Origin of the sequence: Phocaeicola massiliensis B84634 = Timone 84634 = DSM 17679 = JCM 13223, from assembly GCF_000382445.1 — a bacterium.
Lineage (GTDB): Bacteria > Bacteroidota > Bacteroidia > Bacteroidales > Bacteroidaceae > Phocaeicola > Phocaeicola massiliensis.
Map to the genome: position 1 here is coordinate 177,027 of NZ_KB905475.1, position 25,694 is coordinate 202,720.

The 25,694-nt window shown below is 43.4% G+C and carries 26 protein-coding genes; 18 read left to right on the forward strand and 8 right to left on the reverse strand.

Going from position 1 to position 25,694, the window contains the following annotated elements; translation table 11 throughout:
- Nucleotide 1: 1 nt before the first annotated feature.
- Nucleotides 2–328, reverse strand: coding sequence for a hypothetical protein (locus HMPREF1534_RS01000; RefSeq protein WP_018451854.1), 327 nt, complete (start codon nucleotides 326–328; stop codon nucleotides 2–4).
- A gap of 23 nt (nucleotides 329–351) precedes the next feature.
- Between HMPREF1534_RS01000 and HMPREF1534_RS00995 the strand changes: the two genes are divergently transcribed.
- On the forward strand, nucleotides 352–1,269 hold the full coding sequence (locus HMPREF1534_RS00995) for a hypothetical protein (protein WP_005945144.1): 918 nt from the start codon (nucleotides 352–354) through the stop codon (nucleotides 1,267–1,269).
- Between the two features lie 252 nt (nucleotides 1,270–1,521).
- Here the strand turns inward: HMPREF1534_RS00995 and HMPREF1534_RS00990 are convergent, their stop codons facing one another.
- Together HMPREF1534_RS00990 and HMPREF1534_RS00985 are read right to left on the reverse strand one after the other, a co-directional pair.
- Nucleotides 1,522–3,015 (reverse strand): acetyl-CoA hydrolase/transferase family protein, encoded by a 1,494-nt coding sequence (locus tag HMPREF1534_RS00990; RefSeq protein ID WP_005945147.1) that lies wholly within the window; start codon nucleotides 3,013–3,015, stop codon nucleotides 1,522–1,524.
- A gap of 39 nt (nucleotides 3,016–3,054) precedes the next feature.
- Entirely contained in the window at nucleotides 3,055–3,405 is a 351-nt protein-coding gene (locus HMPREF1534_RS00985; RefSeq protein WP_005945150.1) for a hypothetical protein, read from the reverse strand.
- Nucleotides 3,406–3,894: 489 nt separating this feature from the next.
- Between HMPREF1534_RS00985 and miaB the strand changes: the two genes are divergently transcribed.
- Together miaB and HMPREF1534_RS00975 are read left to right on the forward strand one after the other, a co-directional pair.
- A complete protein-coding gene (gene miaB / locus HMPREF1534_RS00980) occupies nucleotides 3,895–5,265 on the forward strand; it encodes a tRNA (N6-isopentenyl adenosine(37)-C2)-methylthiotransferase MiaB (RefSeq protein WP_005945154.1) in 1,371 nt (456 codons plus the stop codon).
- On the forward strand, nucleotides 5,265–5,666 hold the full coding sequence (locus HMPREF1534_RS00975) for an FKBP-type peptidyl-prolyl cis-trans isomerase (RefSeq protein ID WP_005945156.1): 402 nt from the start codon (nucleotides 5,265–5,267) through the stop codon (nucleotides 5,664–5,666). The genes miaB and HMPREF1534_RS00975 overlap by 1 nt, the downstream gene beginning before the upstream one ends.
- A 12-nt stretch (nucleotides 5,667–5,678) precedes the next feature.
- Here the strand turns inward: HMPREF1534_RS00975 and HMPREF1534_RS00970 are convergent, their stop codons facing one another.
- Complete coding sequence (locus HMPREF1534_RS00970; protein WP_005945159.1) at nucleotides 5,679–5,915, reverse strand: PspC domain-containing protein; 237 nt, start codon at nucleotides 5,913–5,915, stop codon at nucleotides 5,679–5,681.
- A 139-nt stretch (nucleotides 5,916–6,054) separates the two neighbouring features.
- On the opposite strand from HMPREF1534_RS00970, the gene HMPREF1534_RS00965 reads away from it, so the two are divergent.
- From HMPREF1534_RS00965 to folK, 7 genes are read left to right on the forward strand one after another with little or no spacing between them, the layout of a single operon-like run.
- Nucleotides 6,055–6,951 carry a class I SAM-dependent methyltransferase gene (locus tag HMPREF1534_RS00965; RefSeq protein ID WP_005945161.1) on the forward strand — a complete coding sequence of 299 codons (897 nt, stop codon included), beginning with the start codon at nucleotides 6,055–6,057 and terminating at the stop codon, nucleotides 6,949–6,951.
- A gap of 2 nt (nucleotides 6,952–6,953) precedes the next feature.
- A complete protein-coding gene (locus tag HMPREF1534_RS00960; RefSeq protein WP_005945164.1) occupies nucleotides 6,954–7,823 on the forward strand; it encodes a cell division protein FtsX in 870 nt (289 codons plus the stop codon).
- A gap of 10 nt (nucleotides 7,824–7,833) precedes the next feature.
- Nucleotides 7,834–8,067, forward strand: coding sequence for a DUF3098 domain-containing protein (locus HMPREF1534_RS00955; protein ID WP_005945167.1), 234 nt, complete (start codon nucleotides 7,834–7,836; stop codon nucleotides 8,065–8,067).
- Nucleotides 8,068–8,081: 14 nt separating this feature from the next.
- On the forward strand, nucleotides 8,082–8,885 hold the full coding sequence (locus tag HMPREF1534_RS00950) for an undecaprenyl-diphosphate phosphatase (protein WP_005945170.1): 804 nt from the start codon (nucleotides 8,082–8,084) through the stop codon (nucleotides 8,883–8,885).
- 17 nt (nucleotides 8,886–8,902) lie between these two features.
- Nucleotides 8,903–9,607, forward strand: a complete 705-nt coding sequence (gene truB, locus HMPREF1534_RS00945; RefSeq protein WP_005945172.1) for a tRNA pseudouridine(55) synthase TruB — start codon at nucleotides 8,903–8,905, stop codon at nucleotides 9,605–9,607.
- Nucleotides 9,608–9,618: 11 nt separating this feature from the next.
- Nucleotides 9,619–10,674, forward strand: a complete 1,056-nt coding sequence (gene queA, locus HMPREF1534_RS00940) for a tRNA preQ1(34) S-adenosylmethionine ribosyltransferase-isomerase QueA (RefSeq protein ID WP_005945174.1) — start codon at nucleotides 9,619–9,621, stop codon at nucleotides 10,672–10,674.
- 24 nt (nucleotides 10,675–10,698) lie between these two features.
- Nucleotides 10,699–11,157, forward strand: coding sequence for a 2-amino-4-hydroxy-6-hydroxymethyldihydropteridine diphosphokinase (folK, locus tag HMPREF1534_RS00935; RefSeq protein WP_005945177.1), 459 nt, complete (start codon nucleotides 10,699–10,701; stop codon nucleotides 11,155–11,157).
- A 29-nt stretch (nucleotides 11,158–11,186) separates the two neighbouring features.
- On the opposite strand, the gene HMPREF1534_RS00930 is transcribed toward folK, so the two are convergent.
- The 3 genes from HMPREF1534_RS00930 to HMPREF1534_RS00920 form a co-directional block, all read right to left on the reverse strand.
- Nucleotides 11,187–12,329 carry an acyltransferase gene (locus tag HMPREF1534_RS00930; protein ID WP_005945180.1) on the reverse strand — a complete coding sequence of 381 codons (1,143 nt, stop codon included), beginning with the start codon at nucleotides 12,327–12,329 and terminating at the stop codon, nucleotides 11,187–11,189.
- 15 nt (nucleotides 12,330–12,344) lie between these two features.
- Nucleotides 12,345–14,174 carry an endonuclease/exonuclease/phosphatase family protein gene (locus HMPREF1534_RS00925; protein WP_005945183.1) on the reverse strand — a complete coding sequence of 610 codons (1,830 nt, stop codon included), beginning with the start codon at nucleotides 14,172–14,174 and terminating at the stop codon, nucleotides 12,345–12,347.
- 220 nt (nucleotides 14,175–14,394) lie between these two features.
- Nucleotides 14,395–15,774, reverse strand: coding sequence for an MFS transporter (locus tag HMPREF1534_RS00920; protein ID WP_005945186.1), 1,380 nt, complete (start codon nucleotides 15,772–15,774; stop codon nucleotides 14,395–14,397).
- Nucleotides 15,775–16,051: 277 nt separating this feature from the next.
- On the opposite strand from HMPREF1534_RS00920, the gene metK reads away from it, so the two are divergent.
- From metK to tyrS, 8 genes are all read left to right on the forward strand, one after another.
- The gene (metK, locus tag HMPREF1534_RS00915; RefSeq protein WP_005945189.1) at nucleotides 16,052–17,344 is read left to right on the forward strand and encodes a methionine adenosyltransferase; all 1,293 of its coding nucleotides are present in this window, start codon (nucleotides 16,052–16,054) and stop codon (nucleotides 17,342–17,344) included.
- A gap of 69 nt (nucleotides 17,345–17,413) precedes the next feature.
- Nucleotides 17,414–18,001 (forward strand): LOG family protein, encoded by a 588-nt coding sequence (locus tag HMPREF1534_RS00910; RefSeq protein ID WP_005945192.1) that lies wholly within the window; start codon nucleotides 17,414–17,416, stop codon nucleotides 17,999–18,001.
- Entirely contained in the window at nucleotides 17,998–18,810 is an 813-nt protein-coding gene (locus HMPREF1534_RS00905; RefSeq protein ID WP_005945195.1) for a DUF4271 domain-containing protein, read from the forward strand. The genes HMPREF1534_RS00910 and HMPREF1534_RS00905 overlap by 4 nt, the downstream gene beginning before the upstream one ends.
- A gap of 4 nt (nucleotides 18,811–18,814) precedes the next feature.
- Nucleotides 18,815–19,564, forward strand: coding sequence for a uroporphyrinogen-III synthase (locus HMPREF1534_RS00900; RefSeq protein ID WP_005945197.1), 750 nt, complete (start codon nucleotides 18,815–18,817; stop codon nucleotides 19,562–19,564).
- A 100-nt stretch (nucleotides 19,565–19,664) separates the two neighbouring features.
- A complete protein-coding gene (gene rnpA, locus HMPREF1534_RS00895) occupies nucleotides 19,665–20,054 on the forward strand; it encodes a ribonuclease P protein component (protein ID WP_005945200.1) in 390 nt (129 codons plus the stop codon).
- Nucleotides 20,051–20,272, forward strand: coding sequence for a membrane protein insertion efficiency factor YidD (gene yidD / locus HMPREF1534_RS00890; protein WP_005945203.1), 222 nt, complete (start codon nucleotides 20,051–20,053; stop codon nucleotides 20,270–20,272). The genes rnpA and yidD overlap by 4 nt, the downstream gene beginning before the upstream one ends.
- Before the next feature lie 12 nt (nucleotides 20,273–20,284).
- Complete coding sequence (locus tag HMPREF1534_RS00885; RefSeq protein ID WP_005945206.1) at nucleotides 20,285–20,914, forward strand: TatD family hydrolase; 630 nt, start codon at nucleotides 20,285–20,287, stop codon at nucleotides 20,912–20,914.
- Between the two features lie 79 nt (nucleotides 20,915–20,993).
- Nucleotides 20,994–22,286, forward strand: coding sequence for a tyrosine--tRNA ligase (gene tyrS, locus HMPREF1534_RS00880; RefSeq protein WP_005945209.1), 1,293 nt, complete (start codon nucleotides 20,994–20,996; stop codon nucleotides 22,284–22,286).
- 93 nt (nucleotides 22,287–22,379) lie between these two features.
- On the opposite strand, the gene HMPREF1534_RS00875 is transcribed toward tyrS, so the two are convergent.
- Nucleotides 22,380–25,634 carry a S41 family peptidase gene (locus HMPREF1534_RS00875; protein ID WP_005945211.1) on the reverse strand — a complete coding sequence of 1,085 codons (3,255 nt, stop codon included), beginning with the start codon at nucleotides 25,632–25,634 and terminating at the stop codon, nucleotides 22,380–22,382.
- Between the last annotated feature and the right edge of the window lie 60 nt (nucleotides 25,635–25,694).

Genomic DNA, 25,694 nt, shown 5'->3' on the forward strand with positions numbered 1-25,694 from the left:
ATTACAAGCGGTTCAATACATCATCGGCAGCACTCTGTCCCTTATATTTCTTTGAATAGTTGTTGAAACGGTAAACCACACTTAAAGAAACATGTCGCTGGTCCTGGTCTTCATTTTGCCAGAAGTAGATGTTATTTATACGTCCGTCATATAGGCTCATGCGTCTGTTCAGCAAATGTTCGCCTGCCAGTTTTACTTGTAGCTTTTCATTCAGGAATGTCTTGCTGAGGCTGATATTCAGATAGTTTTTTTGGCTACAATCGTGAAACATTGTAGATAAATTATTATATTTGTCGTAATATCCTGTTTTTCTGTTGGTTGTCCACATGCACTCCTAAAACGTATTTGCTTATGAAAAGAATCTTTGTATTATATGTTGTTTTAAGTATTTGTGCGGCTGCTTTTTCTCAAATAAAGTTTCCGGAAATAAAATGGAAGAGTGATAGTTTGATTTTTATAAGGGAAAAAGAGGCATTGCGCTACGGTGTTGAAACATTTGGCGATGGCCTTTATGTGGATTCGCTCATTCATTATCTGGATACAATATGTCATGTGGAACCCCAAGTAGATAGTTCTGTTTCTGATTCTATTTTTCAGGCAGTTTGGAATAATGATACACTCACTTATCGGGTACGTTCGAAGATATATCGGGGTTATGATTATGATAGTAAATCGAAAAAGAAATTACGCAATTTAGTGGTAGAGAGTAGAATATATCCTTTTGCCCGTTTTTCTGCCTGTATTGAGAAATTGGATGAGGCTATGATTGAAGTGTTGAAAGATTCCATGTTGCGCATGGAGTGCCCCCTTCCTATGCTGAAGAATAACTATCAAACTTGTATTTTTTATGCGTTGGATGCTTTATTTCAAACGTATGGCATTTATACCGAACCGGTGATTACTCGTAATACTACGTATAGGCGTGAAGAGGAATTGAATGCTTTTTTTGATTACTTTTTAACCTCCACAGCTTCTTATCCGTGTCGTTATAAGGAAATAAAAAATGTTACTTTTCCCGATAACTGTATCTTAGCCTTTTATAATGGTTATAATCATATCATCCATGCCGTGTTTTATCGGGATGGGCTGTTCTATACAAAGAATGGCTTATTCTCTCCCATGGTACTTTCTACTTTGCATCCTGTGCTGAAATCCTACAGTCGTTGGGATACCTCACTGAAAGGATTGAGCAAAGTAGGTAAGCAGTTGAAAAGTGATAAAATAGTTGTATATACCTTGAACAAGAATTTATTCAGAGTAAATAAGTAGTTCTTTTCACAAACCTACAATTACTTTATCATTCTTATCCGTATTTATAGTTTGTAAATTCTGTCATAATATTTAGAAAGACAGGTAGGCTGGGTATGTCATTTACTTTAAAAGGTAGAAGAGTTGCGTGTTTGTATAATAATTGCTGAATTACCCTAGAGTAAATAGGCAATTACTGTATAGTAATTGTTTCATTACCCTAGGGTAGTTTGAAAATTATTCGGACTGTTTTTTTGTAAAAGCAAATGGTTATTACTTGTATTCTGCCCAGTCAATCAGGCGCATATCACCTTTCTTTGCCAATGTATCGTGCATTGCCAATGCAGCCGAAATGCAATGAGGGGTCTGCCCCTTTGAAGCCATCTTTACATAATCCCATAGGATATTCTTGTAATCCGGGTGGGCACAGTTTTCGATAATGGCATGCGAACGTTCCACCGGACTCTTTCCGCGGAGGTCAGCAACACCTTGTTCAGTAATAATGATATTGACGTCGTGCTCGCTGTGGTCTTCATGAGATACCATAGGAACGATGGCGCTGATTTTTCCTTCTTTGGCAACGGATGGACAAGTAAAGATGGAAATATAAGCATTGCGGGTGAAGTCACCCGAACCACCGATACCGTTCATCATCTTGGTTCCACTGATATGGGTAGAGTTTACATTGCCGTAAATGTCTGCTTCGATGGCAGTATTAATAGAGATAACACCGAGACGGCGGATTATTTCCGGATTATTTGAAATTTCGGACGGACGCATTACCAGTTTATCCCGGAAGAAATCGATGTCATCATAAATGCCTTGCAAACATTCATTGGTGACTGTCAAAGAACAAGTACTTCCGAACTTAACGCGTCCCTGACGAATCAAGTCTACCACAGCATCTTGCAATACTTCGGTATACATTTCGAAAGCAGGAATTGTCTTATCACGTCCTAGTGCACCTAATACAGCATTGGCAATATTACCTACTCCACTCTGCAATGGTAGGAAACTTGCAGGTATGATGCCTCGTCTCATGTCGGCAGCCAGAAAATCAGCTACGTTTTGTCCGATTCGGTCGGTGATGGGGTCTGGCGCTGTAAATGAACGTGCCTGGTCAGGCATATTCACTTCCACTACACCGATAATCTTTTTTGGGTCTACCTGTACGTATGGTAGACCAATACGGTCACTTGGTTTGAAGATGGGAATCTCGCGGCGATAAGGCGGATCAAGCGGTTCGTACACATCGTGCAGTCCCATGCCGTTCTTGCTATGGGCAGCATTCAGTTCGATAATCACTTTATCTGCCAATCGTGCAATGGTCGGAGCAATACCTCCGGCGGCAGTCAGATATACTTTTCCATCGGGAGTGATTTCGCAAGCTTCCAGAATAGCCACGTCTACTTTACCCATGAAACCATAACGAACTTCTTGTGCCATTTGTGACAAATGAATATCATTATAAGCTATTTCTCCATTATTTACCGCTTTACGGAAATCAGGATTTGTGGTATAAGGGGCGCGATAGCGAATAGCTTTTACTCTTGACAGAATCCCATCGGTGGCATCTCCTGTGGAAGCACCGGTAAAAATACCAATTTGGAACGGATTACCTTTGGCATGCTCTTCTTCTGCAATTTTTGCGATTTCAGGAGTTATGGCTTTGGGAGTCCCTGCCGGAGTAAAGCCACTAAGTCCGATGTTATAGCCATGTTTTACATAGCTGGCAGCTTCGGCTGCTGAAATGATATTAAATCCCATGATATTCAATGTGTTTTCTGGTTGTTAGTATTGTTGTTATTAATATTTTCGATTGAAAATTTCCGAGTAAATAAAGGCCCGTCGTGCTTCTTCGCGTGTGTTTAGCGCGATGCGTTTTTTTTCATCGGAAGGAGTATGTCGGGTATTCTCGTTGGCAATTGGTGCTGATAAGGGCTTTTCTTTCTTTTTGCGGATGGGCCGAGGAGTACATTTTATAGGGCGTGGTGAAATAGTCTGCTCCTCTTCCTCCGTTTCTTCTATTGTGGGAAACATATCAGTAAGAACTTCACGAGGAGAAGGTGTGCCCGTTTCTTTTTTAGCCTTGGTAATTTGTTGCACAATGGCAATTGCAATGATTACCATAAATATTAATACTTGGACAATTTCCATAGGCTTTCTTTATTTAGTAAATTTGATAATGAACGGTCAAAGTTAGAAAATTATTTTATAACTTCGTTCATAAAAGGGCAAAATAAACAAGGAAAGTATAATGTATTGGGAGCTATCCCAAAAAGACTTCGTTTTTCAAAAGTGCTCTTTGGTATCTGTGTCAGAAACTTCTTTTAAGGAAATGAAACAAAGAAAAAAGGAAGAGAACTTCACAGTTGTCTTCCCCTATTTTTTTAACCTAAACCTTAACTATGAAAAAATCTAATGTTTTTCAAAAGCAAAGATGCAAATTATCTAAATACGTTGGTAACGCAAACGGAGTTTTTTGTTCATTGATTATGATAATTTAACTATTAGGGCTTCTAATGGCTTTTATTATGTCTTTTCGGTCTGAATATCAATCTATAAATATGCAAAAATCAAACAGGATATGAGGAAATTTGCCGGGAACTCAATATCTTTGCAGTGAATTTATAAAAAGAGAATATGATGAAAGAAACAACAGGAGCAGACTTTAAATCTGCAACTGAACAGGAAAACAAGAAACTGTTTATTGAGACGTATGGTTGCCAGATGAATGTGGCGGACAGTGAAGTGATTGCTTCTATCATGCAGATGGCAGGGTATAGTGTATGTGATGCTTTGGAGGATGCGGATGCTGTGTTTATGAACACTTGTTCTATTCGTGACAATGCTGAACAGAAGATTTTGAACCGATTGGAGTTTTTTCATTCCATGAGGAAAAATAAAAAAAGAAACCTGATTGTCGGTGTGCTGGGGTGTATGGCTGAGCGTGTAAAAGAGGATTTGATTGAGAATCATCATGTTGATTTGGTTGTGGGACCGGATGCTTATCTTACATTGCCCGACCTGATTGCTGCTGTTGAAGCAGGAGAGAAAGCTATTAATGTAGAATTGTCGACCACGGAAACATATCGTGATGTGATTCCTTCACGTATCTGCGGAAACCATATTTCGGGCTTTGTCAGCATTATGCGGGGCTGCAATAATTTTTGTCACTATTGTATTGTGCCTTATACTCGTGGCCGGGAGCGTAGCCGTGATGTAGAGAGTATCCTGAATGAGGTGCGTGATTTGGCCGATAAAGGTTATAAAGAAGTAACTTTGCTGGGTCAGAACGTTAATTCCTATCGTTTTGAGAGAGAGAATGAAGTGATTACTTTCCCGATGTTGCTTCGCACTGTTGCTGAGGCTGTTCCGGGAATGCGTGTCCGCTTTACCACTTCGCATCCTAAGGATATGAGTGACGAAACCTTGCAGGTGATAGCCGAAGTGCCAAACGTTTGTAAACATATTCATTTGCCTGTGCAGAGTGGAAGTTCGCGCATATTGAAATTGATGAACCGCAAATATACCCGTGAATGGTATTTGGACAGAGTGGCGGCTATTCGTCGAATCATTCCCGATTGTGGATTAAGTACAGATATTTTTTCGGGTTATCACTCTGAGACGGAAGAGGACCATCAGGAATCTTTGTCTCTAGTGCGTGAGTGTGCTTATGACTCTGCTTTCATGTTTAAATATTCGGAACGTCCCGGAACATATGCTTCCAAACATTTGCCGGATGATGTGCCCGAAGAAGTTAAGATTCGCCGTTTGAATGAAATTATTGAGTTGCAGAACCAACTTTCCGCCGAAAGTAATGCCAAAGATGTAGGAAAGACATTTGAAGTAATGGTGGAGGGCGTGTCGAAACGTTCGAAAGAACAATTATTCGGTCGTACACAGCAGAATAAAGTGGTGGTGTTCGACCGCGGAAATCACCGTATCGGCGATTTTGTAAATGTACGCATAACAGAAGCCAGTTCTGCCACACTGAAAGGAGAAGAAGTTTTCTGATGGGAAAAAAAGAAGCATATAAAGAAAAGAACTTGCAGTATTTGCAGGTTCTTTCTACCCGGGCAGATATCTGCTCTTTACCCTGCGGGATATTCTATGAGGTGCTGCAGGCAGGTACCGGAACGGCTTCACCCACTCTTCGTAGCATCGTTACTGTTCATTATAAAGGCAGCCTGATAAATGGGAAGGAGTTTGATAATTCTTATAGCCGTAATTGTCCCGAAGCATTTCGCCTGTGTGATGTCATCGAAGGATGGCAATTAGCGCTCCGGCAAATGCATATAGGGGATAGATGGATTATTTATATTCCTTATACCCTTGGTTATGGAAGTCGTGCCAGTGGTCCGATTCCTGCTTTCTCTACTTTAATATTTAAAGTAGAGTTGCTGAGTATTGCCTGACACGGTTGGGAGTTAGCGGTTGTGTAGTTTTTCTTTTACTCTGTCTTCATAGCCATCACGATATCTTCTTTCGGGCATTACAATCCACAGAATCAGATAGATGATTCCTCCTGAAAAAGCGGTGAAAATGGTTGCCAAAGCATAAACTATACGCACTGTCGATACCTCCCAGCCGAAATATTCGGCTATTCCTGCACATACGCCGGCTAACATTCTGTTATTGGAGCGAAGCAGTCTTTTATTTTCCATTTATTCTCTAGAATTAAAGTTAGATATGCAAAAATAGGAAAAAGCAAAATGCATAGTTAACTTATACTCTTAAAAGTACTTAAAGGAAAGTCATTGTAATTCATTTTATTTGTTATTTTGCAGCAAATTAGGGTTAAAAGTGAACAGACTCAAGATAGATACTTGTCCGTTGTGCGGCGGAAAACAGTTAGAACATGCAATAACTTGTACAGATAATTATGCTTCGGGCGAAAAGTTCGAGGTGATGCGGTGCACCCGTTGCGGCTTTCTTTTTACACAAGAAGTGCCGGTAGAGGCGGAAATAGGCAGGTATTATGAAACTCCCGATTATATTTCACACAGCGATACCAATAAAGGCTTGATGAACCGGGTGTATCATCAGGTTCGCAAGTATATGTTATCCCGTAAGGCCAAACTGATTAAACGTACGTCCGGGCTGAGTAAAGGCAGTCTGCTGGATATCGGAACCGGTACGGGATACTTTAGTAATGCTATGAAGGAACGCGGCTGGCGAGTGCGGGCGATAGAGAAGAATGTCAAAGCGCGTGCGTTTGCCAAAGAGCATTTTGACTTAGATGTAGATGCGGAAGATGCGTTGGCCGGATATGCTGATCATTCGTTTGATGCAATTACCCTGTGGCATGTGATGGAACATTTGGAACACCTGAATGAAACTTGGGAAAGGTTGGCAGCCTTGTTGAAGGACAGAGGGGTGCTGATTGTTGCAGTTCCCAATCCATCTTCGTATGATGCGGTGAAGTATAAGGAATGGTGGGCTGCGTATGACGTTCCCCGTCATTTATGGCATTTCACACCGTCTGTGATGCAACAATTCGGGGTGAAGCATGGTTTTAAACTTGCCGAACAGCATCCGATGCCATTCGATGCCTTCTATGTTTCTATGTTGACAGAGAAATATAAAGGTAGTCGTTTTTCTTTTCTGAAAGGAATGTGGACGGGATTGTTGGCTTGGTTTAGCACTTTGGCCAGAAAGGGGCGCAGTAGTTCAATGATTTATGTATTCAGAAAGAAGTAATTATGGGAAAGAAATCGACGTCTTTTTTCGATATGCAGTTCATTACTTCCAGCATTAGCACTATGTTGGTGTTGCTTTTATTGGGTATGGTGGTCTTCTTTGTGTTGTCGGCCAATAATCTTTCTAAGTATGTTCGTGAGAATATCAGTTTCTCCGTCCTTGTTAGCGATGACATGAAGGAAGCAGATGCCATTAAGTTCCAAAAGAAGTTGAATGCAGAGCCTTTCGTTAAGGAAACTTATTATATTTCTAAAGAGCAAGCTTTAAAAGAGCAGACAGAGGCGATGGGAACAGACCCTGCTGAGTTTTTGGGGTATAATCCCTTTACGGCTTCCATTGAGATAAAGTTGAATGCAGATTATGCCAATTCGGATAGTATAGCCTGGATTGAAGAGAAGATTATGGCTAACAAGAAGGTGATGGAGATTAATTATCCGCAAGATTTGCTGGATGCGGTGAATAGTAATATTCGTCGAATCAGCTTCTTGTTGCTTGGACTTGCTGCACTTCTTACATTGATTTCCTTTGCATTGATAAACAATACCATACGTCTTACTATATATTCTAAACGCTTTTTAATTCATACCATGAAACTGGTAGGAGCGAGTTGGGGATTTATTCGGAAACCTTTCTTGGTTCGGAATATATGGATTGGTGTATTGGCGGCTGTAATGGCTGATGCGGCATTAATCGGGATGGCTTATGCACTTGTGAGATATGAACCCGAATTGATAGAGATTATTACCCCCATGACGATGTTATTGGTGATGTCGTCAGTTTTTGTTTTCGGTGTGATTATCACCTTTATGTGTGCTTATATATCAATAAACAAATATTTGCGTATGAAAGCCGGTGCGCTTTATTACATCTAATTAAAAGGATATGGACAAACAGAAATTTGCCTTTGATAAAACAAATTTTATCTTACTGGCCATAGGCATGGCAGTCGTAATTATCGGTTTCCTGTTGATGACAGGCCCTAGTTCTACAGAAGGGTATTTTGAGCCGGATATTTTCAGTGTACGTCGAATCAAGGTGGCGCCTGCTGTATGTTTTTTTGGTTTTATTTTTATGATATATGGTATTGTGCGAAAGCCGAAACTAACGAAAGAATAAAAAAGTAAAAGTGTATGGAATGGTTTGAGGCATTAATCCTTGGTTTGCTTCAAGGATTGACAGAGTATTTGCCGGTCAGCAGCAGTGGTCATTTGGCTATCGGATCGGCTTTGTTTGGAATACAAGGTGAAGATAATCTGACATTTACCATAGCAGTGCATGTGGCAACTGTGTTGAGTACGTTGGTTATTTTGTGGAAAGAAATTGACTGGATTTTCCGTGGATTGTTTAAGTGTGAGATGAATGCGGAAACAAAGTATGTATTGAATATTCTTGTTTCTATGATACCTATCGGAATCGTAGGGGTGTTCTTTAAAGATTATGTAGAGGAAATCTTTGGCTCAGGGTTGCTGATTGTGGGCTGTATGTTATTGGTAACGGCTTTATTGCTTACTTTTTCTTACTATGCAAAACCTCGTGTGAAAGAGAATATTAGTATGCGTGATGCGTTTATCATAGGTTTGGCTCAGGCTTGTGCTGTGTTGCCGGGATTATCCCGTTCGGGTAGTACCATTGCTACCGGCTTGTTGCTGGGAGACAATAAAGCTAAACTGGCACAATTCTCTTTTCTGATGGTGATTCCTCCCATTTTGGGTGAGGCGTTGCTGGATGGAATGAAGATAGTGAAAGGAGCTGCAGCAGGAACAACGGACATTTCGGTTTTGTCGTTGGTGGTAGGTTTTGTAGCTGCTTTTGCTTCGGGTTGTATCGCTTGCAAGTGGATGATTAATATAGTGAAGAAGGGTAAGTTGATTTATTTTGCTATCTATTGTGCCATTGTAGGAGCAATTACGATAGCTTGCTCATTGGCAGCATAACCGTAGGGGTAAGAAGCATGAATTTTAAAGAAGGAGAAGTTTTATATTTTGATAAACCGCTGAAGTGGACTTCTTTTGCAGTGGTCAATAAGATAAGATATCACATTTGCCGCAAGTTGGGTGTGAAGAAGTTGAAGGTAGGGCATGCAGGAACGTTGGATCCTTTGGCTACAGGCGTTATGATTATTTGCACGGGCAAAGCAACAAAGCGGATTGAAGAGTTCCAATATCATACTAAGGAGTATGTGGCTACGCTGCAACTGGGTGCTACCACTCCTTCTTATGATTTAGAAAAAGAAATAGATGCCACTTATCCCACGGAGCATATCACCCGTGAATTGGTGGAAGAAACATTGAAACGTTTCATAGGCAGTATTGAGCAGATACCGCCTGCTTTTTCGGCTTGTAAGATTGACGGTGAGCGTGCCTACGATCTTGCCCGAAAGGGAGAGGAGGTAAATCTGAAACCTAAAACGCTGGTAATAGACGAGATAGAGTTGTTGGAGTGTAATCTTCCTGAGATAAAAATCAGGGTAGTTTGCAGTAAGGGAACTTATATCCGTGCGTTGGCTCGTGACATTGGTGAAGCTCTGAATAGCGGTGCACACCTTATAGGTTTGATTCGTACCCGTGTGGGTGAAGTAAAACTGGAGGACTGTATGCAAGTGGAGGATTTTCCCGAATGGCTTGACCGACAAGAAATTGAAGTTATAAACGAATAAGGAGAGATAAGATGAAACTGTCGCAATTTAAATTTAAACTGCCGGAAGAAAAGATAGCTTTGCATCCGGCCAAGTACAGAGATGAGTCGCGTCTGATGGTTGTTCACAAATCAACAGGCCAAATCGAGCACAAGGTATTCAAGGATATCTTGGAGTATTTTGATGATAAAGATGTGTTTATCTTTAATGATACGAAAGTCTTCCCTGCGCGTTTGTATGGAAATAAAGAGAAAACCGGTGCACGTATCGAGGTTTTTTTGTTGCGTGAACTGAATGAGGAGCTTCGCTTGTGGGATGTATTGGTAGATCCGGCACGTAAGATCCGTATTGGTAATAAGTTGTATTTTGGTGATGACGACTCTATGGTGGCCGAAGTTATTGATAATACCACTTCTCGCGGACGTACTTTGCGATTCCTTTATGACGGTCCTCACGATGAGTTTAAGAAAGCTCTTTATGCTTTGGGTGAGGCTCCGCTGCCCAGTTTCATCCGTCGTCCGGTAGAAGAAGAAGATGCAGAACGTTTCCAGACCATTTTTGCTAAAAATGAAGGTGCGGTAACAGCTCCGACGGCAGGACTTCATTTTAGCCGTGAGTTGATGAAACGTATGGAAATCAAGGGAATAGATTTCGCTTATGTGACAATGCATGCCGGATTGGGTAATTTCCGCGAAATTGATGTGGAAGATCTTACCAAGCATAAGATGGATTCTGAACAGATGTTTGTTGATGCTAAAGCTTGTAATATTGTCAATCAGGCAAAAGATGAGAACAGACGTGTTTGTGCGGTAGGTACTACTGTGATGCGTGCAATAGAAACGGCTGTCGGTACAGACGGGCATCTCAAGGAATTCGAAGGCTGGACAAATAAGTTTATTTTTCCTCCATACGATTTTTCGGTGGCCAACAGCATGGTCACTAACTTCCACATGCCGCTTTCCACATTACTGATGCTGGTGGCTGCCTATGGTGGTTATGATTTGGTTATGGAAGCTTATAACACTGCTTTGAAGGAAGATTATCGTTTTGGTACGTATGGTGATGCTATGCTGATTTTAGATAAATAGCAAGATAAGTAAAAGGCACTGTGTATGAAGGTTTATTTAGGGCTTGGAACTAATTTAGGCGATAAGGAAGCCAATTTGCATACGGCTGTGCAACAAATAAATATGCGGATAGGGAAGGTGACTTCCCTTTCCGCTTTTTATGTTACTGCTCCTTGGGGCTTCTCTTCCGAGCATTCTTTCCTGAATGCTGCCTGTTGTGTCGATACTTCTCTTTCTCCCTTTGAAGTTTTAGAAAAAACTCAGTCGATAGAGCGTGATTTAGGTCGCACAAAGAAGTCTGTTGATGGTAACTATAGTGACCGTTTAATTGATATTGACCTCTTATTATATGGTGATTTAATATTGGATACACCTGCTTTGACTCTGCCTCATCCCCTTATGCATGAACGGCGTTTTGTAATGGAACCATTGGCAGAGATAGCACCCAAAGTGGTGCATCCGGTATTAAAGCAAACAATGGAATATCTGAAGCAACAGCAATAGACTTTGCATTACCAATCATATTTTCAGTGTTATGCCACAAATCGTCGTGTCACCTTGAATGCCGACATCATTCTGACTATCAGATAACTGATGAAGAAGGCAGCCACAGCTATACAGATAATATGAACCACTGCCGGAACTCCTTTAGGCAACCATGCGGCAAACATATCATACCCTATTTGCACAAAGACAAAATGGCAAAGGTAAATACCGAAGGTCATTGAGGCCAGTCGGGAAAGGGCAGGAGAGTAGGGCACTTTGATTCTCTGCATAATGACAAACACAGGGAAGGTCATCATAAATACATTGATGCCGCCGAATAGCCATACGATTTCCAAATAGGCATAATTGCCCGGAAAGTATTCCTGCATGATAAGGTAACCTCCAAATGTAATGGCATATCCTGCTGCAAACATAGGTATACCGATGGAGAGGGTTTTCTTCCAACTCCATTGCAAAGGGTATTTCACCAGATAATAAGCTAATATCAGATAACCGATGAAGCCTGACACATAGTAGAAGGAGCCGAAAGCGTTCCAGTCACACACCCCCAGAATATCCATATTGCCCCAATTACCGATGTATCCCAATGCGGGAGCTGCCATTTTCAGATAGGGAAGAAATAAGGAGATTCCCCAAATACGAAGGAACAGCTTGACATCTTTTTGTGAGGCTCGGTCTAGCCATGCCCCGAAAACGGGTATAACGAAATACAGCCCTATCAGCATATAAAGATACCAAAGGGGCGTGGTGTCGTAGTTGAAATTAAAGATAAAGGTGCAAATCTTCGTCACTGTCATTTGCCACGTGAAGGTGGACATGTCGATGGTGGGGTTGTCAGTGGTGGCAATATAGTTCAGGTATACGAAGTACAGCACCGGTAGCATGACCGACCAGAAAATGAGGGGTGGCACAATGCGCCCGATGCGTTTCCGGTAGAACTCGTTCATGCTGCTGCGGAGGGGAAAAAGCAAAACTCCGGTCATCATGACGAACAGAGGTACGCAGCTTCGCACTGCGCTTCCCGCAGCACACCCTTGCAGGAAAGTGCTGCGGTCTGTATCAAAGCGCGCCACAAAAGGGTCGCAACAATGTGCAAATACGACCAGAAAACAGGCGATAACACGTAACAGGTCTATCCAGCCTATGGTTTCTTTTCTTTTTAATTCCATCTGTGGTTAAGTGTTTTATACGGTAATATTGAGTAAAATTTCTCCCTTGGTATTCAATACCTTTATTCTCAATTCGCCTTTCTTTTTCTCGATAACCATCACTGTGGCACTGTCCATATCATATCCTCCGCCGACAATGACAGGAAAATTATTATCCAGTTTTCCTTTCGGATGATAGGCATATTCGTGGGTATGTGCATTCAGGCTGACGTTGAAAGGAGCTTTTTTCAGTAATGGTTTCCATAAGTCTTCGCAAAGGTTCTTATAGTCGTTTCCATATAAAGGGATATGATGAATCAGGATTCGCTTTTCGGCTTTTTTGAACTCTCTGGATGCCAGTTCTTTTTTCAGGAAGTCCACTTGCTCGTTACGCAGCCGGGTAAAGTCGTTCAAACCATAATACACCCAGTGGTCATCCGGTTTGTCTTCACCACAGTCCAGCATCACGATGCGTGTGTCGCCCCAATTGAAGGAACCGTAGGTTTTATTTCCTACATAATCATAATGGTCACGCAGACCGATGGAATAGGCATTGCGTATTTCATGGTTGCCACGCATGAAGAAAGTAGGTACGCAGTCTCCGTGTACTCCTTCAGTCAGTTCACTGATAAAGGCAGTTGCCTGTTCGTGGCTGGCAGGATCGTCTACACAGTCACCGTTGAATACAACAAAATCGTAATCGATGTCCTGAATCTGCTGACATAAAGCGCGGAAAGTTTTGGGATGTTGGTGTAAGTCATTAAATACTACGGCAGTAAAGTTATCACTGTCGGGGGCAGGAAGAGTGAATTCGCTGAATTCCGATTGGGCGGTATTGCCGAATACTTTGTTATAAGCCTGATAGCGCAGAATTTCTTGTGAGCAGACGCGGTAATAGTACTTCTGTCCCGGCTGTAAACCGTCCAGGCGGATTTTATGCAGTTTGTTGTTACACACCGCTTGTCCGTCCATAATGGTGCGCGCACGTTGCAGTTGGGTTGAGTCGGTTCCGTATTCCACCCAGCAGTAGGCAGGTACGGTAGTCTCCCACATCACGGTGATTCCGTTTCCTACCGGATTCTGCAAATAAGGTTTTGTACGGAATATCTTTTCTGCCTTTTCTGCTGTGCGGAGGGTTACCACCAACGGGCGGTGGTCGGATGCTACCGGTTCGTCCTGCACTTTGGAGGAGATGGCGGCAAATCCTTTGGCATTATTTTTTAGGGTAACAATATAGTCGAGTGTCTCTTCCGGTTTGGGGGCGGGAAAAGTGGGTACTTTCGGATTGGAAAGTATCTGAAAATCCTTTTGCAACCCTTTAATGAAATCGGATTGAGGTTCGGCATTCATATCTCCGGCAAGGAAGAAAGGTTTTTTGGCGGAAGCAGCGAAATTCTTTATCATTTCCAGTGATGTCATTCGGTCTTCCTCCGTCAACGAGAGATGGGTGCAACAATAGATATAGTCTTCAAATTCGGCCATAATGAGTGCACGGGCCTCTTCACGTCCCGGCAGAGCCATGGTCTGGATGCGGATAGGAGTTTGTTTGGTGAGTAGTCCGATGCCATATTTCCCCCCGTCGTAATCAATGGCGGGAGCAAAGTAGGCGTGCATTTGCGTGCGTTCGGCTATTTCGCCGAGCACGTATGTTTTTCCGCTGCGGTTGGTCATACTGTCCAGTTCCTGGATGGCTACGGCATCGGGGCAGGCATTATTTATCACATTGGCCACACGTTGGAAATTCTGTACGTTATCCATGCCGTTGGCATTTTTGATATTGTAAGTCATTAACCTTAAGGTATTTTGAGCTTGTGCGGACGAAAGCGTCAGTAAGGCTGTAACAGCCAGAAAGAGTGTCTTTTTCATGTTTTATCCGGTATTATTTAAATTGAAACGCTTCAAAGGTAAGGATAAAAAATATTATTCGGCTACTCGTTTATATTATTTTTGAGACATTCTGTATCCATTGGAAGTTATTTTTATCTTTTCAATGCAGGAAGTAAGTTTTAAGGACTTACAACTTCGGTTTCATTAGGATAAAATAAAGGCTGTCATGAGAGAATCCCGTCAGATTCTTCCGTATCGGTCAATACTTTTTTCCTGCCGGTGAAGCCTGTGTCATTCGGATGCTGCTCACTACTCCCGCTCCAATGGCAAATAATATGGCAAGAAACAAACAGGCTTGTGCGCGGTCTCCTTCGGGAAACATTCGAAAGAGCAATGCCACCAGGGTGGTGCCTAATGTCTGTCCCAATAACCGTGCCGTTCCCAGCATACCGCTTGCGCCACCGCTTCGCCGGGTGGGTGCGGAAGAAACAATGGTGACATTATTCGGAGTCTGGAACAGTCCGAAGCCCATACCGCAGAGAGCCATCCGCCATACAATATTCCAACTTTCGGGATGCTCGGGAAGAATATAGAGTGAGAAAAGTCCTGCTGCAAATACGGCCATTCCCATTCCTCCCAACAGTCCCGGATGCACACGCTCTACAAGTCGTCCGGCAAGAGGGGCTGTCAATATCGTGGCCAAAGGCCAGGGAGTCAGCAACAGTCCGATTTCGACGGCATTATAATGCAGTACATTCTGCATGAAGAAAGGCAAGGACACCATTGCCAACATTTGTGCCGTGAATGATGTGATGGATGTACCGATGGAGAGTGCAAAGATGGGAATACGCATTAAGTCGACCGGCAGGATGGGGGCTTCCTGCTTGAGTTGCCGGCGGATAAAAAAGGTTCCTATGATGGCGAGAAGCGCAATTTGCAGACCGATGAAGTCACGGTTTTCAGAATGCGCAAAGCCCTCCAAAGAATAAATCAGCAGTCCGAAAGTCAGTGCATTGGCTATTGCACTGATTTTATCGAACTTATGTCGTTTTTCGGCAGGAGGATTGTGTGGCAATAAACGATGGCCGATGACAAGCGCTGCCAGTCCTAACGGGATGTTGATGACAAACAGCCAGTGCCAGCTTCCCAACGCCAGAATGCTGCCGGCGATGGATGGTCCGGCGGCTGCCGAAACTGCAACGACCATGGCATTCACTCCCATGCCGCGACCTAATATTTGTGGCGGATAAATCAGTCGGATAAGTGCCGTGTTGACACTCATTACACATGCGGCTCCGAATCCTTGGATGACGCGTGCCGCCGTCAGCATCCAGAATGAAGTGGATAAGGTGCAGGCAAGTGATGCACCGACAAAAATGGAAATGCCGATAAGGAATATCCGCCTATATCCATAGATATCGCCCAATGAGGCGAAAGAAAGCAGTGTCATGGTGATGACCAATTGGTAAGCATTAACAATCCAAATGGCCGTTGAGGGTGTTACATCGAAATCGTGTGCTAGCGTAGGCAGGGCGATATTCATAATTGTCCCATCCAAAACCGACATCATGATAGCCAGCAATACAGCTATCACAGCTAAATATTGTCGTGGTATAAATGCAATCTTTTCTTTATTCATGTTGCAAAATTAACGCAAATCGGACAGACTCGGTTTAATTTCTTCTAAATAATTAAGAAACCTGTGTTAAAGAGTTGCTAAATAGTATGCGGCTTGGAGAATAATGCTTATCTTTGCGACCGTTAAAAACAGTGGAGAGATTTGAGTAGCTTGCAACCACAGAAAAAAATGCTAAAAAATACATTGACTTTCTTCCGTATAATTCCTACTCTGATTTAATTCCCCCGTTTGATAACGAATTAACTTTTAGTTTTAAATTCTTAATTTTATATTCAAAATGGGATACTTATTCACATCCGAATCGGTGTCAGAAGGACACCCCGACAAAGTGGCCGATCAGATATCGGACGCTGTGCTTGACAAACTGTTGGCATTCGACCCCAGTTCGAAAGTAGCTTGCGAAACCCTGGTGACTACCGGACAGGTAGTACTGGCAGGAGAGGTGAAAACAAAAGCGTATGTAGACTTACAACGCATTGCACGTGAGGTAATTAACCGTATCGGTTATACCAAAAGCGAATATATGTTTGAAGGAAATTCATGTGGCGTGTTCTCGGCTATTCACGAGCAAAGTGCAGACATTAATCGTGGTGTAGAACGCGAAGATCCGATGAATCAGGGTGCCGGAGACCAGGGAATGATGTTCGGTTATGCTACCAACGAAACAGAAAACTATATGCCGCTGTCACTCGACCTGGCGCATAAACTGCTGATGGTCTTGGCTGAAATTCGTCGTGAAGGAAAGGTAATGACTTACCTCCGTCCCGATGCAAAGAGTCAGGTGACTATCGAATATGATGATAACGGAAAGCCTGTCCGTATCGATACCATTGTGGTTTCTACCCAGCACGATGAGTTCGTGGCTCCGGCTGATGCCTCTAAAGAAGCTCAGTTGAAAGCTGATGAAGAGATGCTGGCGAAGATTCGCAAAGATGTAATTGAAATCCTGATGCCCCGTGTCATTGCAGAGATTCATAATGAAGACGTTCTGGCTCTGTTCAATGACCGGATAGTTTATCATGTGAATCCTACCGGTAAATTCGTTATCGGCGGTCCTCACGGGGATACCGGTTTGACAGGACGTAAGATTATCGTTGATACTTACGGTGGAAAAGGTGCTCACGGTGGTGGTGCTTTCTCCGGTAAAGACCCCAGCAAGGTAGACCGTAGTGCTGCATACGCTGCCCGTCATATTGCCAAGAATATGGTGGCAGCCGGCGTAGCCGATGAAATGCTGGTTCAGGTTTCGTATGCCATCGGTGTGGCTCGTCCCATCAATATCTATGTAAACACTTACGGCCGTAGCAATGTGAAAATGACCGATGGTGAAATAGCCCAAAAAATAGACGAACTGTTCGATCTTCGTCCGAAGGCTATCGAAGAACGTTTAAAACTGCGCAATCCGATTTATGAAGAAACAGCTTCTTACGGACACATGGGACGTGAACCCAAAGTAGTGACCAAGACATATGAATCTATGTATCATGAAGCAAAGACAATGGAAGTGGAATTGTTTACTTGGGAAAAGCTGGATTATGTGGATAAGATAAAGGAAGCATTCGGTTTATAAAAGCCGGATTCGGATATTGTGTGTTTTCGGGCGGATTCATTCCGCCCGAAAATATAAGAGTTTACAAGAATGAATGATATAAAAAACGTATGTGTATATAGTGCGTCCAGCACAAAGATAGCAAAAGAATATTTTGATGCTGCCGAGAAATTGGGGCGTCTTTTGGCGGAAAAGCGAATCAATCTGATTAATGGTGCAGGCTGTATCGGCTTGATGGCTGCAACCTCCGATGCGGCATTGGCTGCCGGCGGCACTGTGACCGGTGTTATCCCTCATTTTATGGTAGAACAGGGATGGCATCACACCGGACTCACCAAGCTGATTGAAACCGAAACCATGCACGAGCGCAAACGAATGATGGCCGACCTGTCGGATGGAGTGATTGCTTTGCCGGGTGGTTGCGGCACCTTGGAGGAATTACTTGAAATCATTACTTGGAAGCAATTAGGGCTCTATCTCAATCCCATTGTCATCTTGAATATCAACGGCTTCTATGACTCCCTGTTGGATATGTTGCAAAGAGCAGTGGACGAAAACTTTATGCGAAAAGAGCATAGTGCCATTTGGAAAGTAGCTTCTGAACCCGAAGAGGCTGTAAATTTACTCTATACAACACCTGTCTGGAACAAAGAAATCCGTAAATTTGCAGCGATATGAGCGAAAATTGTCATCCCGGAATAGAATATCTGCTTCAGCTGTATGCCGAAGAACAGAGCCGTGTAGATACGGCTTTGACACAAAAGGTGCATCATGTCACCGTTCAGGAAGGGATGAAAGGAGAACCAATACCCTATCAACTGCGGTCGGATTGGATGGTGACCAGTGTTTTGTTTCTGTGTTTCATTTTGGTATCCTATGTTCTTGCCCATGGAAAGAAACATCTGGAGCAACAGTTTAAGAATTTTTCCTTGTCGAAAGAGCGTGCCAGTTTATTTGATGATACCACTGCCTCGGATGTCCGTTATACATTGGTTTTGATATTCCAAACCTGTATCCTTGCCGGTTTCTGTGTATATGATTATTTTTCGGACCACGATTTGCTTTTATTCCGCGTTGTACCCCACTATCTGCTATTGAGCACTTTCATCGGATGTGTGGTCATTTTCTTGTTGTTTAAGTGGTTGGCGTATAACTTTGTAAATTGGATATTCTTTAACAAAACCAAGAATATGATTTGGATAGAGTCATATTTTAATGTGATAATCGGAGCCGGTTTTTTGCTTTTTCCCATTGTCCTTTTGATTGTTTATTTTGATTTATCGCCGCAACTTGCACCTTATTTTATCGGTTTTGTTATAATAATTGCTAAAATATTGCTGTTTTATAAGTGCATTCATAACTTTTTCAACAGAATTTATGGCGTTCTCCATTTAATTCTGTACTTTTGTGCGCTAGAAATTCTCCCTGACTTGATACTGTGGAGGGGAATAGTTATAGCGAACAACATTTTGGTTTTAAATTTTTAGTACATTGAAAATAAAAAAAGTCCTCGTTTCTCAGCCCAAACCGACTTCTGAGAAGTCGCCTTATTACGATATAGCTGAGAAGTACGGTGTGAAAATCGATTTTCGCCCGTTCATCAAAGTTGAGAGCTTGTCAGCCAAAGAGTTCAGACAACAAAAAGTCTCTATTCTTGATCATACAGCAGTGATATTTACTTCAAGACACGCTATTGATCATTTTTTCGGTCTGTGTGCCGAGTTGCGTGTTACCATACCCGAGACAATGAAGTATTTCTGTACTTCTGAAACAATTGCTTTGTATATACAGAAATATGTGCAATATCGTAAACGCAAAGTATTCTTTGGGGCAACCGGTAAATTTGCAGATTTGCTTCCGTCTATTATCAAACATAACACAGAGAAGTATCTTGTTCCGATGTCGGATGTGCATAATGACGAAATTAGAAACGCATTGGATGCTAAGAAGATTCAACATACCGAGGTAGTGATGTATCGCACAGTAAGCAACGATTTCACTCCCGAAGAAAGTTTTGATTATGACATGTTGCTGTTCTTCAGTCCTGCCGGAATCAACTCGTTGATGAAAAATTTCCCTGAATTCGATCAACAAGAGATTGCCATCGGATGTTTTGGTCCTGCAACAGCTAAAGCGGTAAAAGATGCCGGTTTGCGCCTTGACCTGGAAGCTCCCACTGTAGAAGCTCCTTCAATGACGGCTGCATTGGATATGTTTATCCGTGAACGTAACAAAGATTAAATTTTTTAGTTTATAGCCCGAAATCGGGGGTTTTGTATCAAAAAGTTATAACTTTGTGATTCGAAACCCCCGATTTCTTTTTATATGGAAAAGTAAAACTATGGCAGAATATACACTTAGCAAAGCAGAACGATTGAATAGCAAGGCGATGATAGAACGTCTTTTTGCCGGTGGAAACAAGTCTTTTCCGGCTTTCCCCCTGCGTGTGGTGTATATGTGGTTGGATGCTTCGGAAGGGGAGGCGCCTGTTTCTATTTTGATAAGTGTTCCCAAGAAACGCTTTAAACGGGCAGTGAAACGCAATTTGGTGAAGCGCCGGGTACGGGAAGCGTACCGCAAGAACAAACAGCTATTGACGGATGCACTGGTTGCCAAGAATAAAAGACTGGTTTTAGCCTTTATATGGTTGGACAATGAGATTCATCCTTCGGCCGAGATAGAAGGGAAAGTGAAGAGATTGCTGTTTCATATAATGGAAAAAATAGAATGAAAAAGCTGCTTTCACGTCTTCTGTTACTCCCTATTTATTTCTACAGAGGGTATATTTCTCCCATGACTCCGCCTTCCTGTCGTTTTGTTCCTACTTGTTCCGAATATGCTATCGAGGCGATTAAGAAACACGGTCCTTTTAAAGGATTGTATCTGGCCGTTCGTCGTTTGTTGCGTTGCCATCCGTGGGGTGGTTCGGGATACGACCCTGTTCCTTAAATTATATCATTTATGCTACTTGATATTCACAGTCATTATGCAGCTCCGATAGCGGGCGAGAGCATTTGGAATGTAGAACCTGCCGTTTTCTCTCCTATTGAGGGGAATTATTATTCTGTGGGCATTCATCCGTGGAAGGCAGGAGCGGTGCGCGAAGAAGAGTGGAGGCTGTTGCGTGAAGCGGCGGAGCATCCGGCTGTGCTGGCTATCGGTGAGGCAGGTCTTGATAAACTGATGCCGATAAAACCGGCACTTCAAATGGCAGTTTTCGAGAAGCAGATTTTGTTGGCGGAAGCGATGGGAAAACCCTTGATTATTCATTGTGTGAAAGCCTTTAACGAGTTGGTGGAACTGAAAAGGAAATTCCGTCCGAACGTGCCGTGGGTGGTACACGGCTTCCGTAATAATGTGAATATAGCCCGGATGTTGCTGCGTGAGGATATTCGTCTTTCGATAGGAGAGAAGTATCAACTACCTGTGTTGCAGGAGATTCCTTTGGAGTGCTTGCTGACCGAGACGGATGAAAGCCGGATGCCCGTCCGTGACATCATAAAGAGTATTGCCGAAGTGCGGCGGGTGACCGCAGAAGAGCTTTCCATGCAGATAGCCGAAAATGCGGGAAAAATCTTTTTTCAGCGATAAGAGTTGTTTCTTCAGATAAAGAGTCGTACTTTTGTGGCATTAAAGTATAAATCAAACAATTAAATAGATTAATCATTCGATGAATTTTGTAGAAGAATTAACATGGCGTGGAATGGTGCACACAATGATGCCGGGCACCGAGGAGTTATTGGCTAAAGAACAAGTTACAGCATATCTGGGCATCGACCCTACTGCTGACTCTTTGCATATCGGCCACTTGTGTGGTGTGATGATGCTGCGTCATTTCCAGCGTTGCGGCCATAAGCCGTTGGCTCTTGTAGGTGGTGCAACCGGTATGATCGGCGACCCTTCCGGTAAATCGCAGGAACGTAATCTGCTGACAGAAGAGACTTTGCGTCACAACGTAGCTTGCATCAAGAAGCAGCTGGCCAAGTTCTTGGACTTTGAGAGCGATGCTCCCAACAAAGCCGAATTGGTGAATAACTATGATTGGATGAAGGATTTTACTTTCCTTGATTTTGCCCGTGAGGTAGGTAAGCATATCACAGTGAACTATATGATGGCTAAGGATTCTGTACAGAAACGTTTGAACGGTGAAGCCCGTGACGGTTTGTCATTTACAGAATTTACTTACCAGCTGTTGCAGGGTTATGACTTCCTGCACTTATACGAAACAAAAGGCTGTAAACTTCAGATGGGTGGCTCAGACCAGTGGGGTAACATTACTACCGGTGCCGAGTTGATCCGCCGTACCAACGGTGGCGAAGTATTTGCTTTGACTTGTCCGTTGATTACAAAGGCCGATGGTGGCAAGTTCGGTAAGACTGAATCAGGTAACATCTGGTTGGATCCCCGTTATACTTCTCCTTACAAATTCTACCAGTTCTGGTTGAATGTAAGTGATGAGGACGCTGCCCGCTACATCAAAATCTTTACTTCACTGAGTCAGGAAGAAGTGGAAGCATTGACGGCAGAACATGCCGAAGCTCCACATTTGCGTGTATTGCAGAAGCGTCTGGCCAAGGAAGTGACTGTTATGGTTCACTCGGAAGAAGACTACAATGCGGCTGTCGAGGCATCAGGCATTCTGTTTGGTAATGCTACTTCGGAGGCATTGAAGAAACTGGATGAAGACACGTTGCTGGCCGTATTCGAAGGTGTTCCCCAGTTTGAGGTATCACGTGATGCATTGGCAGAAGGTGTGAAAGCGGTAGATTTATTCGTCGATAACGCTGCTGTCTTCGCTTCAAAAGGTGAGATGCGTAAGCTGGTTCAAGGTGGAGGCGTTTCGCTGAATAAAGAGAAATTAAATGCCTTTGACCAAGTAATCACTACTGCCGACCTGCTGGATGAAAAATACCTGTTGGTTCAACGCGGAAAGAAGAATTATTATCTGGTGATTGCCAAATAAGGAAAGAGAGATTCTTTGTGATAGATATAAGAACGGAAGGAGAGAACATACACATTCTCTCCTTCCACTTTTTTATAACTTCATATTCGCACTTTATTTCCCGTCTATCTCCTTCAGCAGTTCATCCACAGCCACTTTCAACTGGGTATCTTCGCCCTGAACAACTGTCTCCGGTGCATTGGCTACCTTGATATCCGGTTCCAACTGTGTATTCTCCAGATAACTTCCGTCCGGCAATTGATAACCGATGATAGGGATACCGAATACCAATGAAGGGTCTTGAAGCGTTTCCCACGATACACTCGTCATGGTGCCCGGTACAGGCATACCCACCAGTTTGCCCAGTTTTTGATGACTGTAAACCCACGGAGTACCGTGTGCATTACTATAATTGGCTTCGCATTGCAGCATGATGGACGGTTTGTTCCAACGACGACTCGGCATATCACATGCTTCACGTCCACGTACCACCTGAGTGAAATACTTCTTACCGCTGAATAGTATCTCTATATCCTCGTGCAAGCGGCCTCCGCCATTGAAGCGAGTGTCGATGACAATTCCTTCGCGATCATTGTATTTACCCAAGATGTCCGAGTAAACAGAACGGAAACTGTCATCACCCATCGACTGGATATGTACATAACCTAAACGTCCGCCGGACCATTTATCCACATCGGCGGCACGCTGTTTCACCCAGCGTGTGTAGAGCAGTTCGTTGAATGCACCGTTGCTGATAGGCATCACTACTTCTTCCCAGCGTTCTTTGGTCTGAGGATTATAGAGAGATACCAGCGTCTTCTTCCGGCTTAAATTATTGAAGAGTGCCGCATAGTCTGCTTCGGCAGTAATTTCTTTTCCGTTTATTTTCTCTACAATATCTCCGGCTTTTACTTTGGAGCGGGCATGGTCGAACGGTCCTTTTTCCACCACTTCGGAAATGAGCAACCCCTTGCCGTCATAGCTCCAGTCGTACAGCAGTCCCAGGTTGGCTGTGGCATCTCCCTTTAGATTGGAATAATAACGTCCTCCGGTGTGTGACACATTGAGTTCGCCCAACCATTCGCTCAGCATCTCGGCAAAATCATAGTTATTGCTGATATGCGGCAGGAATTTGCGATAAGCGGCACTCATGGCATCCCAGTCTATTCCATGCATATTGAGATTGTAGAAACGCTTCTGATGCTGTTTATAGACATGATTGAACATATATTCGCGTTCGGCTGCCAAGTCCATCGTCATATCTGCCTTATAGCTTATGGGCTTTAATGTTTCGGAAGCGGCATTCATCTTCTGCATGGTGCTTCCGCCCAAAACAAAGATTTCTTTTCCTTCCTTATCCATTTCCATGTTTGTCCAGCCGGTATTCATCTTGTGGAGCAACTTGGTATCCTTTTTTCTGAGGTCCAGTTTCCAAAGGTCGAATCCGCCTTCAAAAGCAGAAAGATAATAAAGCTTCTCACCGTCTTTGGAGATGATGGCGCTGCTTAAGTTCGATGAGTTGGGAGTGAGGCGCACAATGCGGTCTTCCATATTCTTCAGTTCGACCACAATGTCCTTTACTTTCTCTTCTTTGGTATCTTCCTTTTTATCCTTATCTTTTTGCTTATCTTTCTTCGATTCGTCTTCTTTGGTCTTATCCTGTTCCTTTTCCAGTTCTTTCTGCAACTCGTAGTCTTCTTTGCTCAAGCGGAACTTGTCGTATGCATCCTGATTGAGGAATACCAGCATGACATCGTTCAATGACCCCCATGAAGCGTGATTGCGCATGCCATAGCGTTCGGTGATGAACAGAATCGCATTGCCGTCGAGCACCCAACGGGGCGAACCGCTGGTGTAACCGCTGTTAGTGATATTAATGATATCTCCTCCCTGTGCATTGACTAAGCCGATATCCGAATATGGGTCATGCTTGTTTCCGATAAACTCTAATGTAAACCATTTGCCATCGGGCGACCAGGCATAATCAAAGCCTCCTCCGGTGCTATACCATGTGGAACCGTCTGTCACCTGGCGTACTTTTTTTGTATCGAGATTCATCACCATCAAGCGGTTACGGTCTTCGATAAAGGCAAGTTCCTTGCCGTCCGGTGAAAACCGGGGATAGGCGCGTTCCACCTTGGCGGACGGCAGCAATACTTCCTCTTCGATAAGAGTGGCATTCGGGAAGTTGGCTTCTTCCTTGCGTGCTATTTTAGCCAGATACAATTCCCAATTACCGTTTCTCTCGCTGGCGTATGCCAGTGTGCGGTTATCGGGTGCAAAGGTTACCCCTGCTTCGCGTGCCGGGGTGTGGGTAATCTGTTTGGTAGTAGTGTAATCAGCCGAAGTGACAAAGACTTCTCCGCGTACAATGAATGCAACCTGTTTTCCATCGGGTGACACCGTGGCCGAAGTAGCGCCCTTGGTAAAACTTAAGTCGGCTACTTTGTCCTGATCGTCACGTATCAGGTTTATTTTTACTTTTTGCGGGGCGGCATTTCCTTGTTGGGTATAGATTTCGCCATCATAAGTATAGCACAAAGTTCCGTTGCTGCCCATAGAAAGGAAACGAACCGGATGGGTCTTGAAACTTGTCACGGGATTGACGGATTGTGGGGCATTGAGCGGGAACGAATATACATTGAAACTTCCCCCGTCACGTTCGCTCAGGAAATAGACAGTCTGATTGTCCGGTGAGAGAACCGGATTCCGGTCTTCACCTGCATGCCGGGTAAGGTTGGTATGTTTCTTGCTTTGCGTGTCATACATCCACACATCTCTGGTGATGGAAGAGGTATGATGTTTGCGCCATTCATCTTCAAAACCTTTTCTGTCTTGATAAAGCAAGGTTTTTCCGGTTTTATCAAAACATACAGCCTCGGCAGGAGTTCCCAACACCTGTTCGGTTCGTCCTCCCTTGGTCGACACTTTATATAGCTCGGTCATGGCCGATGTGGGAAACAAGGCACTGTTGGCAGGGTCTTGAATAGCAGCGGAGAAAAGTATGTATTTCCCGTCCGAGGTAAAAGCGGAAGGCAATTCCGTTGCCGAATGAGTGGTGAGCCGTTTTGCCGGTCCGCCGTCGGCAGGCATTACAAATACATCGAAATTTCCGTTCCGGTCACTGGCGAAAGCTATCTCTTTTCCATCGTGCGACCATATAGGTGTACATTCGTAAGAACTCTGTGTGGTGAGTTGGGTGGCAGTGCCTCCTTTGGCGGGCACCTTATAAATATCCCCTTTATAACAAAAAACGATTTCCTTCCCATCCGGGGAAATCTGCACGTCACGCATCCAGAGTGGAGTTCCTGCGTAACTGTTCGCTGTTGCTATGCAGCCCAGCGCAATGCAAGCTAGAAGTTTTTTCATCGTATCGAAATCTTTTAATTAGGTTTACAAAGATAAGCATTTGCATATTGTAGCAAAAAA

Bases quoted from the DNA above. Each gene is read 5' to 3' on its own strand.
- HMPREF1534_RS01000 (WP_018451854.1), bottom strand. From the start codon at position 328: ATGTGGACAACCAACAGAAAAACAGGATATTACGACAAATATAATAAT.
- HMPREF1534_RS00995 (WP_005945144.1), top strand. From the start codon at position 352: ATGAAAAGAATCTTTGTATTATATGTTGTTTTAAGTATTTGTGCGGCT.
- HMPREF1534_RS00990 (WP_005945147.1), bottom strand. From the start codon at position 3,015: ATGGGATTTAATATCATTTCAGCAGCCGAAGCTGCCAGCTATGTAAAA.
- HMPREF1534_RS00985 (WP_005945150.1), bottom strand. From the start codon at position 3,405: ATGGAAATTGTCCAAGTATTAATATTTATGGTAATCATTGCAATTGCC.
- miaB (WP_005945154.1), top strand. From the start codon at position 3,895: ATGAAAGAAACAACAGGAGCAGACTTTAAATCTGCAACTGAACAGGAA.
- HMPREF1534_RS00975 (WP_005945156.1), top strand. From the start codon at position 5,265: ATGGGAAAAAAAGAAGCATATAAAGAAAAGAACTTGCAGTATTTGCAG.
- HMPREF1534_RS00970 (WP_005945159.1), bottom strand. From the start codon at position 5,915: ATGGAAAATAAAAGACTGCTTCGCTCCAATAACAGAATGTTAGCCGGC.
- HMPREF1534_RS00960 (WP_005945164.1), top strand. From the start codon at position 6,954: ATGGGAAAGAAATCGACGTCTTTTTTCGATATGCAGTTCATTACTTCC.
- HMPREF1534_RS00955 (WP_005945167.1), top strand. From the start codon at position 7,834: ATGGACAAACAGAAATTTGCCTTTGATAAAACAAATTTTATCTTACTG.
- HMPREF1534_RS00950 (WP_005945170.1), top strand. From the start codon at position 8,082: ATGGAATGGTTTGAGGCATTAATCCTTGGTTTGCTTCAAGGATTGACA.
- truB (WP_005945172.1), top strand. From the start codon at position 8,903: ATGAATTTTAAAGAAGGAGAAGTTTTATATTTTGATAAACCGCTGAAG.
- queA (WP_005945174.1), top strand. From the start codon at position 9,619: ATGAAACTGTCGCAATTTAAATTTAAACTGCCGGAAGAAAAGATAGCT.
- folK (WP_005945177.1), top strand. From the start codon at position 10,699: ATGAAGGTTTATTTAGGGCTTGGAACTAATTTAGGCGATAAGGAAGCC.
- HMPREF1534_RS00930 (WP_005945180.1), bottom strand. From the start codon at position 12,329: ATGGAATTAAAAAGAAAAGAAACCATAGGCTGGATAGACCTGTTACGT.
- HMPREF1534_RS00925 (WP_005945183.1), bottom strand. From the start codon at position 14,174: ATGAAAAAGACACTCTTTCTGGCTGTTACAGCCTTACTGACGCTTTCG.
- HMPREF1534_RS00920 (WP_005945186.1), bottom strand. From the start codon at position 15,774: ATGAATAAAGAAAAGATTGCATTTATACCACGACAATATTTAGCTGTG.
- metK (WP_005945189.1), top strand. From the start codon at position 16,052: ATGGGATACTTATTCACATCCGAATCGGTGTCAGAAGGACACCCCGAC.
- HMPREF1534_RS00910 (WP_005945192.1), top strand. From the start codon at position 17,414: ATGAATGATATAAAAAACGTATGTGTATATAGTGCGTCCAGCACAAAG.
- HMPREF1534_RS00905 (WP_005945195.1), top strand. From the start codon at position 17,998: ATGAGCGAAAATTGTCATCCCGGAATAGAATATCTGCTTCAGCTGTAT.
- rnpA (WP_005945200.1), top strand. From the start codon at position 19,665: ATGGCAGAATATACACTTAGCAAAGCAGAACGATTGAATAGCAAGGCG.
- yidD (WP_005945203.1), top strand. From the start codon at position 20,051: ATGAAAAAGCTGCTTTCACGTCTTCTGTTACTCCCTATTTATTTCTAC.
- HMPREF1534_RS00885 (WP_005945206.1), top strand. From the start codon at position 20,285: ATGCTACTTGATATTCACAGTCATTATGCAGCTCCGATAGCGGGCGAG.
- tyrS (WP_005945209.1), top strand. From the start codon at position 20,994: ATGAATTTTGTAGAAGAATTAACATGGCGTGGAATGGTGCACACAATG.
- HMPREF1534_RS00875 (WP_005945211.1), bottom strand. From the start codon at position 25,634: ATGAAAAAACTTCTAGCTTGCATTGCGCTGGGCTGCATAGCAACAGCG.